9 protein-coding genes are annotated in these 12,703 nt (G+C 61.6%); 7 read left to right on the top strand and 2 right to left on the bottom strand.

The features are described 5' to 3' along the window. Positions 1-22: 22 nt before the first annotated feature. Entirely contained in the window at positions 23-1,948 is a 1,926-nt protein-coding gene (locus PM2_RS23315) for a transglycosylase SLT domain-containing protein (RefSeq protein ID WP_028699757.1), read from the bottom strand. Between the two features lie 221 nt (positions 1,949-2,169). Between PM2_RS23315 and PM2_RS23310 the strand changes: the two genes are divergently transcribed. Then, positions 2,170-4,098, top strand: a complete 1,929-nt coding sequence (locus tag PM2_RS23310; RefSeq protein WP_028699758.1) for an ATP-binding cassette domain-containing protein — start codon at positions 2,170-2,172, stop codon at positions 4,096-4,098. A gap of 64 nt (positions 4,099-4,162) precedes the next feature. On the opposite strand, the gene PM2_RS23305 is transcribed toward PM2_RS23310, so the two are convergent. Further along, positions 4,163-4,603: a universal stress protein gene (locus PM2_RS23305; protein ID WP_016714894.1), complete on the bottom strand. Its 441-nt coding sequence runs from the start codon at positions 4,601-4,603 to the stop codon at positions 4,163-4,165. A gap of 110 nt (positions 4,604-4,713) precedes the next feature. Between PM2_RS23305 and PM2_RS23300 the strand changes: the two genes are divergently transcribed. The 6 genes from PM2_RS23300 to PM2_RS23275 all read left to right on the top strand — a co-directional run bounded on the left by PM2_RS23300 (position 4,714) and on the right by PM2_RS23275 (position 12,687). Then, entirely contained in the window at positions 4,714-5,151 is a 438-nt protein-coding gene (locus PM2_RS23300) for a hypothetical protein (protein ID WP_028699759.1), read from the top strand. A 537-nt stretch (positions 5,152-5,688) separates the two neighbouring features. Continuing rightward, the gene (gene fadB / locus PM2_RS23295) at positions 5,689-7,836 is read left to right on the top strand and encodes a fatty acid oxidation complex subunit alpha FadB (protein WP_025754462.1); all 2,148 of its coding nucleotides are present in this window, start codon (positions 5,689-5,691) and stop codon (positions 7,834-7,836) included. Positions 7,837-7,867: 31 nt separating this feature from the next. Continuing rightward, entirely contained in the window at positions 7,868-9,043 is a 1,176-nt protein-coding gene (gene fadA / locus PM2_RS23290) for an acetyl-CoA C-acyltransferase FadA (protein ID WP_013971712.1), read from the top strand. Positions 9,044-9,121: 78 nt separating this feature from the next. After that, positions 9,122-9,373, top strand: a complete 252-nt coding sequence (locus tag PM2_RS23285; protein ID WP_016714897.1) for a DUF1653 domain-containing protein — start codon at positions 9,122-9,124, stop codon at positions 9,371-9,373. A gap of 100 nt (positions 9,374-9,473) precedes the next feature. Further along, positions 9,474-12,083, top strand: a complete 2,610-nt coding sequence (gene topA, locus PM2_RS23280; RefSeq protein WP_016714898.1) for a type I DNA topoisomerase — start codon at positions 9,474-9,476, stop codon at positions 12,081-12,083. Between the two features lie 88 nt (positions 12,084-12,171). Continuing rightward, on the top strand, positions 12,172-12,687 hold the full coding sequence (locus tag PM2_RS23275) for a DUF6586 family protein (RefSeq protein ID WP_028699760.1): 516 nt from the start codon (positions 12,172-12,174) through the stop codon (positions 12,685-12,687). Positions 12,688-12,703: the final 16 nt, after the last annotated feature.

The following is a 12,703-nucleotide window of genomic DNA, read 5'->3' as shown; positions in this document are numbered from 1 at the left end:
GCCGGTTCAGGCTCGGCAAACCTTACATATCATCGAAATACCGCTCGTGCCAATCCACCAGCGGCTGCGGCGAATTCAGCTTCTGCCCGTAGATCACCGAATACGACAGCACGTTTTGCACATACTGGCGTGTTTCGTCGAACGGGATCGACTCAACCCACACATCGAAGCTCAGGTGCTTGGCGCCTTTCAGCCACTGGCGAACACGCCCGGGCCCTGCGTTGTAGGCCGCCGAAGCCAGCACACGGTTGCCGTTGAACTGGCTGTGCACCTGGCTCAGGTACGCGGCGCCCAGCTGGATGTTCTTGTCCGGGTTCAGTACCTGCGCCGGTGACGCCAAGGGAATGCTGAACTTGCGCGCGGTTTCCTTGGCTGTGGCCGGCATCAGTTGCATCAGGCCGCTGGCACCCACCGGTGAGCGCGCATCCTCCATGAATGCACTTTCCTGGCGGGTGATGGCGAATACCCAGCTCGAATGCAGGCCGCGGACCTTGGCTTCGCGCACCAGCGTGTCGCGGTGGGCCATCGGGAAGCGGATGTCCAGATCGTCCCAGTACTGCGCCTGGCTAATGGTGCGGATAGCCGGGAAGTACCAGCGCAGCTCATAGCCCAGGCGCGCCTGGGCAACCATTTCGTCGCGGTTGAAGTGGCGGCTGACGTGGTACCACTCGCGGCGGCCTTCCACGATCTGGCCGCGGGCGTGGAATTCCAGCGCGCGCTGAATGCCGGGTGTGTTGCGTACCTTCTTGACCAGTTGCGGGCTTAGCAGCAGCGGCTTGTTGTTCAGCTGGTAAGGTGTTTGTGCCCGGTCGGCAGCAAGGAAACCATAGAAGTCACGCTCACGCGCCACGGTTTTGTACAGCAGCGGGATCTGCGGGTTGTTCGGCTGTGCCAGCTCCAGGCTGCGAGCCTGCCAGTATTTCCAGCGGCTGCTGCTGGCCAGGTCCTGGGGTAGGCGTCTGGTCAGCTCGTAGGCGTCTTCCCAGCGGCCCAGGCGTAGCAGCAGTCGCAGGCGCCACTCGCTGACGGTGTTGTCCCGTAGCTCTGGGTCGTAGCGGGTCATCAGGTCGAGGGCGCGCGGGTCGTAGCGGCGTGCCAGGGTCAGGCCGATTTCACGGGCGATGGCCACTTTCTCGTCGCGGGAAAAGTGCATGCGCTGGGCGTAATCGTCCAGCAAGGCCATGGCCCGCTCCGGGTCCTGGCGGGCCAGGCGGCGCAGGCCGAGGCTGACCACGTCGGACATGGCTTCGTTGACCGGGGTGAAGCGCGACGGCTGGTTGAGCAGCTCAGGTTTTTGCGCTACGTCGACCAGCAGGCGCCCTTGCGGGCCGAGGGTGGTCAGGGTCTTGATCAGGTTGTTGGCCAGGGCGTAGTTGCGAGCCTGGGCCGCCAGCTTGGTACGTTCCCAGCGCTTGGCCTCGGTCAGCTGGCCTTCGGCGGCCCACATGCCGAACAGCGTGTCGCACGCGGCAGGTTGTGACTTGCCGACGTTCCACAGTTTGTCGGCCGTGGCGTAGCCCTCGGCACGCAACCCATGGCTGAGCTGGTACTGGCCGTTGAGGCAGTCCAGTTCGGTGAAGTTGAGCTTGGGGTCGTAATATTTGACGAAGGTGTCCCACTCGCCCCGTTCGGCCAGCCAGCGCAACCAGCGCAGTTTCATCCAGTTGGCCTGGGGCAGGTCGCCGTGCTTGGCGAGGAAACCTTCGATTTCCTGGTTGCTGGCGCTTTTCAGGCGGGCGGTAAGCTCGTCGTAGGCCAGGTAGGGCGTCAGCGGGTAGTCGTTCAGGGCCTGGGCATAACGCAGGTACGGGCCTTTGTCGCCTTTGGCCAGCGCACGCTTGGCCTCGTCGTAGTACTGGCGTTGCAGGGACAGGTCGGTGGCCTGCGCCGCGCAGGTGGCAGCGGTAAGCAGGAGGCAGGATGCAATATGTAACAGGCGGCTGCGCATGATACGTCCGGGCAGTTGAACCATGGGGAAGTGACGGCGGAGCCAGCACTGTTGAAAGCTATTGCCTTAGCTTAGCTGTTTGCCGGCAGCGGGTGAAAGGACTGTGCTTGTATCGGGATATTAAGTTCGACCAGATGTCGCCAGGCACTCGCCGGTTGGCCTGGCGGATGCCGTCGAGGGCCAAGTCAGGTAGAATGCGCGCCCGATTTATGGAGACCAACATGACCCTGCTCAAATTCAGCGATGTGTCCCTCGCATTCGGCGCCATGCCGCTGCTGGACAAAGTGTCCTGGCAGATCGCTCGTGGCGAGCGGGTGTGCATCATCGGCCGCAACGGCACCGGCAAGTCGAGCATGCTGCGCCTGGTCAAGGGCGAGCAGAAGGGCGATGACGGTGAAATCTGGCGTGCCCCGGGCCTGAAGATCGGCGAATTGCCGCAGGAACTGCCGGTGGCCGACGAACGTACGGTGTTCGATGTGGTGGCCGCTGGCCTGGACGGCGTGGGCGAGTTGCTGGCGCAGTTCCACCACCTGAGCATGAACATCCAGGGTGACGAAGACCTGGAAAAGCTCATGCACGTCCAGCACGAGCTGGAAGCCCGTGATGGCTGGCGCCTGCAGCAGGTGGTAGAGAGCACCCTCAGCCGCCTGCAACTGCCCGCCGACAAGACCCTGGCCGAGCTGTCCGGTGGCTGGCGCCGCCGGGTGCTGCTGGCTCAGGCGCTGGTGTCCGAGCCCGACCTGTTGCTGCTCGACGAGCCCACCAACCACCTGGACATCGGTGCCATCGCCTGGCTCGAGGAAGCCTTGCGCGGCTTCAACGGTGCGGTGCTGTTCATTACCCACGACCGTTCCTTCCTGCAGAACCTGGCCACTCGCATCCTCGAGCTGGACCGTGGCGGCCTGATCGACTGGAACGGCGACTACGCCAGCTTCCTGTTGCACAAGGAGGCGGCACTGGCCGCCGAAGAGACGGCCAATGCGCTGTTCGACAAGCGTCTGGCCCAGGAAGAGGTGTGGATTCGTCAGGGCATCAAGGCCCGTCGTACCCGCAACGAAGGCCGTGTGCGTGCGCTGAAAGCCTTGCGTGTGGAGCGTGGCGAACGCCGCGAGCGCCAGGGCAAGGCCAACATCCAGATCGAAGCGGCGGAAAAGTCCGGCAAGCAGGTGATGGTGCTGGAAAACGTCAGCTTCCATCACCCTGACGGGCCGATGCTGGTCAAGGACTTCTCCATGGTCCTGCAGCGCGAGGACCGTATCGGTCTGCTGGGCGCCAACGGTACCGGCAAGACGACCTTGCTCAAGATGATGCTCGGCGACCTTGAACCGACCGCAGGCAAGGTAGAACGCGGCACCAAGCTTGAAGTGGCCTATTTCGACCAGATGCGCCACCAGCTCGACCTTGAAAAGACCGTGATCGACAACCTGGCCGAAGGCCGCGACTTCATCGAGATCGACGGCCAGAACCGCCACGTGCTGAGCTACCTGGGCGACTTCCTGTTCAGCCCGCAGCGTGCGCGCACGCCAGTCAAGGCGCTGTCGGGTGGTGAGCGTGCTCGCCTGCTGCTGGCCAAGCTGTTCAGCAAGCCGGCCAACCTGTTGGTGCTCGACGAACCGACCAACGACCTGGACGTGGAAACCCTCGAGTTGCTCGAAGAGGTGCTGTCCAACTACAAGGGCACTGTGCTGATCGTCAGCCACGACCGGGCCTTCCTCGACAACGTCGTCACCAGCACCCTGGTGTTCGAAGGCGAGGGCAAGGTGCGCGAGTATGTCGGGGGTTATGAGGACTGGATTCGCCAGGGAGGCTCGCCAAAGCTGCTGGGCGTGACCGAGAGCAAGGGCGGCAAGTCGGCCCTTAACAGCGCGGTGGTGGAGAAGGTCGAGGCCAAGCCTGCGCCTGTTGCTGTGCCGGTGGTGGAAGAGGCCTCGAAGAAGAAGCTCAGCTATAAGCTGCAGCGTGAGCTGGAGATGCTGCCGGGGCAGATCGACGCGCTGGAGCAGCGCATGGCTGAAGCCCAGGAAGAAGTGAATGCGGCGGGCTTCTATCAGCGGCCGATTGCGGAGACTTCGGCGGTGCTGGCCAAGATCGAGAAGCTGCAGGGTGAGCTGGATGTACTGGTAGAGCGCTGGGCTGAGCTGGAAGGCTGATCAGATTTCAATCTGTACCGGCCTCTTCGCGGTTTTACCCGCGAAGAGGCCGGTACAGGTTAAATCATTCCCTCTTCAGCAACCGCACCGCCAGCACATCACACGGCGCCCCATGCAGCACGTCATTGGCCGTGGAGCCCAGCAACAACGCCAGGCCGTGACGGCCATGGCTGCCGACCACGATCAGGTCGCATTTCTGGTCCTTGGCCAGTTGATGGATTTCCTGGCGCGGCTGGCCATAGGTCAGGTGTGAGTCGCCGCGGTTGATGCCCGGGTATTTGTTGAACAGGCGGTCCATGCGCTCCTTGGCCTGGTCGAACTGCTGCTGTTGCAGCTGCGACAGGTCCATTGGCACGTCACCGCCGAACGCCATGGCCATCGGTTCGACGATGTGCACCAGCGACACCTTGGCGTTCGAAGGCGCGGCCAGCGCCATGGCGCGTTTGATCACCGGGTCGCATTCTTCGGTCAGGTCGACGGCGACCAACAAATGTTCGTATTGCATGAGCGGTACTCCTGACAATCGCGATAGAAGAAGTATGGTCGCTTTCGGGCGGGTCTTCCGTGAAAAATGGCTAACCAGCTCATTTGCAACGCTTTATGGGATCTACTGATATGACGGTATTGCTGGTGGTGTCAATCCTTGCGCTGATTCTCAGCCCGCTTTCCTGGCTGCGTTCCTCGCGCAAACAGAGCGAGCAGATGAAACTGCGCCTGGAAGCACGGCGCATGGGCCTGGCCATGCAGCTTGCGCCGCAGCAATGGCCGCACTGGCTGGAAAAGGAGCCGCCAAGCCCTTGCCCGCAGTACCACCGCGCCCGGCGCCGTGGGCACGAGGACAGCTTCAGCTTCTGGCAGGTCAGCCCGGGGGTGTGGTGGAACCAGTGGCGTGAACCCTGCGAAGACCCGCGCTTCGTGGAGGCCCTGGCGCGCTTGCCGGCGAGCGTTTACAAGGTCGAGGCGGATGCTCGGATGATCGCGTTGTACTGGACTGAGCGGGGCGATACGGCTGTATTGCAGGATGTTGCCTACTTCCTCGAAACCCTCGCCTGAATCATGCTCATACGCCTTCTAGGGGCGGGTAGGCATCAGCCCGGTTAATCTGGCCTGAAACGACAAAGCGGCGGCTCGGCAGAACCCTGAAGGGGTGGGGTGCCAAGTCGCCGCTTTGCGTTCTGCTGCGCAGAAAAGGCCAGGCAGGCCGGGTATTCATTCAAGCAATTGGCAGTGTAGCCGCCCAGGATTGCCGTGCAAGTGGAAAGTTGCAGCACACTGCAAGTGGCTGTGGTCAATCGCTGACATGAATGGCCGGCGATCACTGTCATCATGTTTTGTACCAAGACGATACAAAATGACTGGAAAGTCGCGTTTTCGCCATGCTCGTGAGCATTTGACAACGCCGATCTTTTCGGAGAATGTGTGCACACCCAAATCAAACGGGCGTATGAATTGAGCGTTTGTATGTCATGACGCCAAGCCATACTTCCGACTAGCGCGCTGACGGGTGTGCCTGGGGCGGGGCAGTTAGGCCTGCTTTTGCTGCAGCGATCGGCGTGTACAGTTCAGCTTCCATATCGTGGAGATCAGTTGATGATTTACGAAGGTAAAGCCATCACGGTTAAGGCTCTTGAAAGTGGCATCGTCGAGCTCAAGTTCGACCTCAAGGGTGAGTCCGTCAACAAGTTCAACCGCCTGACCCTGAACGAGCTGCGCCAGGCCGTCGATGCCATCAAGGCCGATGCCTCGGTCAAGGGCGTGATTGTCAGCAGTGGCAAGGACGTGTTCATCGTCGGCGCCGACATCACCGAGTTCGTCGACAACTTCAAGCTGCCCGAGGCCGAACTGGTCGCCGGCAACCTGGAAGCCAACCGCATCTTCAACGCCTTCGAAGACCTCGAAGTGCCGACCGTTGCCGCCATCAACGGCATCGCCCTGGGTGGTGGCCTGGAAATGTGCCTGGCCGCCGACTACCGGGTCATGTCCACCAGCGCCAAGATCGGCCTGCCGGAAGTCAAGCTGGGAATCTACCCGGGCTTCGGCGGCACCGTGCGTCTGCCACGCCTGATCGGTTCGGACAACGCCATCGAGTGGATTGCCGCCGGCAAGGAAAACCGCGCCGAAGACGCCCTGAAAGTGGGTGCCGTCGACGCTGTGGTCGCCCCTGAGCTGCTGCTGGCCGGTGCCCTGGACCTGATCAAGCGCGCCATCAGCGGCGAGCTGGACTACAAGGCCAAGCGCCAGCCGAAGCTGGAAAAGCTCAAGCTCAATGCCATCGAACAGATGATGGCCTTCGAAACCGCCAAGGGCTTCGTCGCTGGCCAGGCCGGCCCGAATTACCCTGCGCCGGTCGAAGCCATCAAGACCATCCAAAAAGCTGCCAACTTCGGCCGCGACAAGGCGCTGGAGGTCGAAGCCGCAGGCTTTGCCAAGCTGGCCAAGACCTCGGTTGCCGAAAGCCTCATTGGTTTGTTCCTGAACGACCAGGAGCTCAAGCGCAAGGCCAAGGCGCATGACGAAATCGCCCACGACGTGAAGCAGGCTGCCGTGCTCGGCGCTGGCATCATGGGTGGCGGTATCGCTTACCAGTCGGCGGTCAAGGGCACCCCGATCCTGATGAAGGATATCCGCGAGGAAGCCATCCAGCTGGGCCTTAACGAGGCTTCCAAGCTGCTCGGCAACCGCGTCGAGAAGGGCCGCCTGACCCCGGCCAAGATGGCCGAGGCGCTCAACGCCATTCGCCCGACCCTGTCCTATGGCGATTTCGCCAATGTCGACATCGTCGTCGAAGCCGTGGTCGAGAACCCGAAAGTGAAGCAGGCCGTGCTGGCTGAGGTGGAAGGCCAGGTGAAGGACGATGCGATTCTCGCCTCCAACACCTCGACCATCTCCATCAACCTGCTGGCCAAGGCGCTCAAGCGCCCGGAAAACTTCGTCGGCATGCACTTCTTCAACCCGGTGCACATGATGCCGCTGGTGGAAGTGATCCGAGGCGAGAAATCCAGTGAAGTGGCGGTCGCCACCACCGTGGCCTACGCCAAGAAAATGGGCAAGAACCCGATCGTGGTCAACGACTGCCCGGGCTTCTTGGTCAACCGTGTGCTGTTCCCGTACTTCGGCGGCTTTGCCAAGCTGGTCAGCGCCGGTGTCGACTTCGTGCGTATCGACAAGGTGATGGAAAAGTTCGGCTGGCCAATGGGCCCGGCGTACCTGATGGACGTGGTCGGCATCGACACCGGCCACCACGGCCGCGACGTGATGGCCGAAGGCTTCCCGGACCGCATGAAAGACGAGCGCCGCTCGGCCGTTGACGCGCTGTACGAAGCCAACCGCCTGGGCCAGAAGAACGGCAAGGGCTTCTATGCCTACGAAACCGACAAGCGCGGCAAACCGAAGAAAGTCTTCGACGCCACCGTGCTGGACGTGCTCAAGCCTGTCGTCTTCGAGCAGCGTGAAGTCACCGACGAAGACATCATCAACTGGATGATGGTCCCGCTGTGCCTGGAGACCGTGCGTTGCCTGGAAGACGGCATTGTCGAAACCGCCGCCGAAGCCGACATGGGCCTGGTCTACGGCATTGGTTTCCCTCCCTTCCGCGGTGGTGCGCTGCGCTACATCGACTCGATCGGTGTGGCCGAATTCGTTGCCCTGGCCGATCAGTACGCCGACCTGGGGCCGCTGTACCACCCGACCGCCAAGCTGCGTGAAATGGCCAAGAACGGCCAGCGCTTCTTCAACTGAGCGGTCAACGAGCTAGAGCGAGAGATTTGATATGAGCCTGAATCCAAGAGACGTGGTGATTGTCGACTTCGGTCGCACGCCAATGGGCCGCTCCAAGGGTGGCATGCACCGCAATACCCGCGCCGAAGACATGTCGGCGCACCTGATCAGCAAGCTGCTGGAACGCAACGACAAGGTCGACCCGAAAGAGGTCGAGGACGTGATCTGGGGCTGCGTCAACCAGACCCTGGAGCAGGGCTGGAACATCGCCCGCATGGCCTCGCTGATGACCCAGATCCCGCACACCTCTGCAGCCCAGACCGTCAGCCGCCTGTGTGGCTCGTCGATGAGCGCGCTGCACACGGCTGCCCAGGCGATCATGACCGGCAACGGTGATGTATTCGTGGTCGGTGGCGTGGAGCACATGGGCCACGTCAGCATGATGCACGGCGTCGACCCCAACCCGCACCTGTCCTTGCACGCCGCCAAGGCTTCCGGGATGATGGGCCTGACTGCGGAAATGCTCGGCAAGATGCACGGCATCACCCGTGAGCAGCAGGACCTGTTCGGCCTGCGTTCGCACCAGCTGGCCCACAAGGCCACGGTCGAAGGCAAGTTCAAGGACGAGATCATCCCGATGCAGGGCTACGACGAGAACGGCTTCCTGAAGGTGTTCGATTTCGACGAAACCATTCGCCCGGAAACCACCCTCGAAGGCCTGGCATCGCTCAAGCCTGCGTTCAACCCGAAAGGCGGTACCGTCACTGCCGGCACCTCGTCGCAGATCACCGACGGCGCCTCGTGCATGATCGTGATGTCTGGCCAGCGCGCCATGGACCTGGGTATCCAGCCATTGGCGGTGATTCGTTCGATGGCGGTGGCCGGTGTCGACCCGGCAATCATGGGCTATGGCCCGGTGCCTTCGACCCAGAAAGCCCTCAAGCGTGCCGGCCTGACCATGGCCGATATCGACTTCATCGAGCTCAATGAAGCCTTCGCCGCACAGGCCCTGCCAGTGCTGAAAGACTTGAAAGTGCTCGACAAGATGGATGAGAAGGTTAACCTGCACGGCGGCGCCATTGCCTTGGGCCACCCGTTCGGTTGCTCCGGGGCACGTATTTCGGGCACCCTGCTCAACGTCATGAAGCAGAATGGCGGTACCCTGGGGGTGGCGACCATGTGCGTCGGCCTCGGCCAAGGTATCACCACTGTCTTTGAACGCGTCTGATCGCGTAGCGGGACAGCAGCCGGGGCCTTGTGCCCCGGTTTTTGTTTTTTTCAGGTTCAAGTCAAGAGGGTGGGCAACATGCAGATACAACCAGGCGTATACCGGCATTACAAAGGGCCTGAGTACCGTGTCTTCAGTGTTGCACGGCACTCCGAGAGCGAAGAGTGGATGGTGTTCTACCAATGCCTGTATGGTGATTACAGCTTCTGGGTACGGCCACTTTCGATGTTCCAGGAGTCTGTCGAGGTTGACGGCGAGCAGGTGCCACGCTTTGCTTTGGTCAAGGTCGAAGAGGGGCTGCCTGGGTTGCTGGGCAAGTCGCACGCATGATCGTTCGAGCTTGACCTCACCCTTTTGCCACTATATATAGCGGTGCCGCGTCTGGCACCTGACGCGTTTTTCATCTTCAGATTCAGGAATACTCCGATCCATGGGCAAATCGCTGGTCATTGTGGAATCCCCGGCCAAGGCCAAGACCATCAACAAGTACCTGGGCAACCAGTACGTGGTGAAGTCGAGTATCGGCCATATCCGAGACCTCCCCACCAGCGGTTCGGCCAGCGCGAGCAAAGAGCCAGCCGCCAAGCGTGGTAAGGCCGCGGGTGAGGCTCCGGCCCTTTCGCCAAAAGAAAAGGCCCGTCGCCAGTTGGTGGCACGCATGGGTGTCGACCCTGACCATGGCTGGAAGGCCAAGTACGAGATCCTGCCTGGCAAGGAAAAGGTGATCGAAGAGCTGCGCCGCCTGGCCAAGGATGCCGACACCATTTATCTCGCAACCGACTTGGACCGCGAAGGGGAAGCCATTGCCTGGCACCTGCGCGAAGCCATCGGGGGTGACGACACCCGCTACAAGCGCGTGGTGTTCAACGAAATTACCAAGAAGGCCATCCAGGAGGCCTTCTCGCAGCCAGGCGAGCTGGATATCGACCGGGTCAATGCCCAGCAGGCCCGCCGTTTCCTCGACCGTGTGGTCGGTTACATGGTTTCGCCGCTGCTGTGGGCCAAGATTGCCCGTGGCCTATCTGCCGGCCGTGTGCAGTCGGTGGCGGTAAAGCTGGTGGTGGAGCGCGAGCGCGAAATCCGCGCGTTCATCCCGGAAGAGTACTGGGAGATCCACGCCGACCTGGGCACCGCCAAAAACGCCAAGGTGCGTTTCGAGGTGGCGCGCGAGAAGGGTGAGGCGTTCAAACCGCTGAACGAAGCCCAGGCCATGGCTGCGCTGGAGAAGCTCAAGGCCTCCAGCTACAGCGTGGTCAAGCGTGAAGACCGCCCGACCAGCAGCAAGCCATCGGCACCGTTCATTACCTCCACCCTGCAGCAGGCGGCCAGTAACCGCCTGGGCTTCGGGGTGAAGAAAACCATGATGATGGCCCAGCGTTTGTACGAAGCTGGCTACATCACGTATATGCGTACCGACTCGACCAACCTGTCGGCCGATGCCCTGGACATGGCGCGCAGTTACATCGAGCGCGAGTTCGGCAAGCAGTACCTGCCGGAAGCACCGCTGGTATACGGCAGCAAGGAAGGCGCTCAGGAAGCGCACGAAGCGATTCGTCCTTCTGACGTGAATACCCACCCGACCAAGCTCAGTGGCATGGAGCGTGACGCCGAGCGCCTGTACGAGCTGATCTGGCGCCAGTTCCTGGCCTGCCAGATGCCGCCGGCGCAGTACCTGTCCACCAGCGTCACCGTGGCGGCAGGCGACTTCGAGCTGCGCGCCAAGGGCCGCATTCTCAAGTTCGACGGTTACACCCGCGTGCTGCCACAGCAGAGCAAGCCGGGCGAAGACGACGTACTGCCAGAAATGGTCCAGGGCGAAGCGCTGAAGCTGATCCAGATCGACCCGAGCCAGCACTTCACCAAGCCGCCGGCGCGCTTCACCGAAGCCAGCCTGGTCAAGGAAATGGAAAAGCGCGGCATTGGTCGCCCGTCGACCTATGCGGCGATCATCTCGACCATCCAGGACCGTGGCTATGTGACCTTGCACAACCGCCGCTTCTATTCCGAGAAGATGGGCGACATCGTCACCGAGCGCCTGTCGGAGAGCTTCTCCAACCTCATGGATTACGGCTTTACCGCCGACATGGAAGAGAACCTCGACGACGTGGCCCAAGGCGAGCGTGACTGGAAGAACGTGCTCGACGAGTTCTACGGCGATTTCAGCAAGAAACTGCAGACTGCCGAGTCCAGCGAAAACGGCATGCGCGCCAACCAGCCGACCATGACCAACATTGCCTGCAAGGAATGTGGCCGGCCGATGATGATCCGCACCGCTTCCACGGGTGTGTTCCTGGGTTGCTCGGGTTACAGCCTGCCGCCGAAAGAGCGCTGCAAGGCCACCGTCAACCTGGTGCCGGGTGACGAGATTGCCGCTGATGACGAGGGCGAGTCGGAGTCGCGCGTGCTGCTGGGCAAGCATCGCTGCCCGATTTGCGCCACGGCGATGGACGCCTACCTGCTGGACGAGAAGCACAAGCTGCACATCTGCGGCAACAACCCGGATTGCGCCGGCTACGAGATCGAGGAAGGCAACTACCGCATCAAGGGCTACGAAGGGCCGAGCCTGGAGTGCGACAAGTGCGGCAGCGAGATGCAATTGAAAACCGGCCGGTTCGGCAAGTTCTTCGGTTGCACCAACCCGGCATGCAAGAATACCCGCAAGCTGCTCAAGAGCGGCGAGGCTGCGCCACCGAAGATGGACAAGGTGGACATGCCTGAACTCAAGTGCGAAAAGGTCGACGACACCTACGTGCTGCGTGACGGCGCTTCGGGGTTGTTCCTGGCGGCTAGCCAGTTCCCGAAAAACCGCGAAACCCGTGCGCCGTTGGTGCTGGAGATTGTGCCGCACAAGCATGAGATCGACCCCAAGTACCACTTCCTGTGCGAAGCGCCCCAGAAAGACCCGGAAGGCCGCCCGGCGGTAATCCGCTACAGCCGCAAGACCAAGGAGCAGTACGTGCAGTCCGAGGTTGATGGCAAGCCGACCGGCTGGAAGGCGTTCTACGACGGGAATGCGTGGAAGGTTGAAGACAAGCGCTGATTCTTCAGTGCAGCAATTGGGGCCGCTTTGCGGCCCCAATCATTTATGATGCATGTATTCGCCTTGCAGCCTTAGGGAGGCCACTGAAATGGCCCAGGAACTGTATACCCGTACCAACCAGAAACTGTTCTTCGCCGGCCTCGCCCTGGAGTCCATGGCCAAGGCCGAGCAAAGCCAGGCCATGAACGCTCAAGGCCTGGTGCAGGCTGAACGCGAATCGGCGCTGTTCCATCTGTACGGCGCGCTGCTGGGCCTGTGTTATGAGATCGGCGGCTTCTACCGCCTGCCGGTTGTTGCAACGGTCGAGCAAGCCCTGGCTGACGATGCCTTGAACGGCATCGCCATCCCGGAAGTGGCTGAGCTACTGGAAATCGCCCGCCAGCGCGAAACCTGGCTGGCGCAAATGCTGGGTGCTTATGCCGATTTGTTCCGACCACCTGTCGCGAAGAAGGCGCCGAAAACTGACGTTACCCAACCCCTGATCCAGGCCGTCAATCTCGATGAGCCCGAGCATCCTGCACTGTCGCGTGCCGAGCTGGAAAGCTGGCGCAGCAACCTCAAGGGCTTGGTGAGACGTTTCCGCGATGCGTTGAGTGAGTGCTGATAGCCGCAACGGCTGA

This window comes from Pseudomonas monteilii NBRC 103158 = DSM 14164 (genome assembly GCF_000730605.1).
GTDB classification, from domain to species: Bacteria; Pseudomonadota; Gammaproteobacteria; order Pseudomonadales; family Pseudomonadaceae; genus Aquipseudomonas; species Aquipseudomonas monteilii.
This window is presented reverse-complemented; position numbering and strand designations above follow the sequence as displayed.

Excerpts from the sequence above, each read along its gene's own strand:
- PM2_RS23300 (WP_028699759.1), top strand. The coding sequence starts at position 4,714 with ATGACGGTATTGCTGGTGGTGTCAATCCTTGCGCTGATTCTCAGCCCG.
- PM2_RS23315 (WP_028699757.1), bottom strand. The coding sequence starts at position 1,948 with ATGCGCAGCCGCCTGTTACATATTGCATCCTGCCTCCTGCTTACCGCT.
- fadA (WP_013971712.1), top strand. The coding sequence starts at position 7,868 with ATGAGCCTGAATCCAAGAGACGTGGTGATTGTCGACTTCGGTCGCACG.
- PM2_RS23310 (WP_028699758.1), top strand. The coding sequence starts at position 2,170 with ATGACCCTGCTCAAATTCAGCGATGTGTCCCTCGCATTCGGCGCCATG.
- PM2_RS23285 (WP_016714897.1), top strand. The coding sequence starts at position 9,122 with ATGCAGATACAACCAGGCGTATACCGGCATTACAAAGGGCCTGAGTAC.
- PM2_RS23305 (WP_016714894.1), bottom strand. The coding sequence starts at position 4,603 with ATGCAATACGAACATTTGTTGGTCGCCGTCGACCTGACCGAAGAATGC.
- topA (WP_016714898.1), top strand. The coding sequence starts at position 9,474 with ATGGGCAAATCGCTGGTCATTGTGGAATCCCCGGCCAAGGCCAAGACC.
- PM2_RS23275 (WP_028699760.1), top strand. The coding sequence starts at position 12,172 with ATGGCCCAGGAACTGTATACCCGTACCAACCAGAAACTGTTCTTCGCC.
- fadB (WP_025754462.1), top strand. The coding sequence starts at position 5,689 with ATGATTTACGAAGGTAAAGCCATCACGGTTAAGGCTCTTGAAAGTGGC.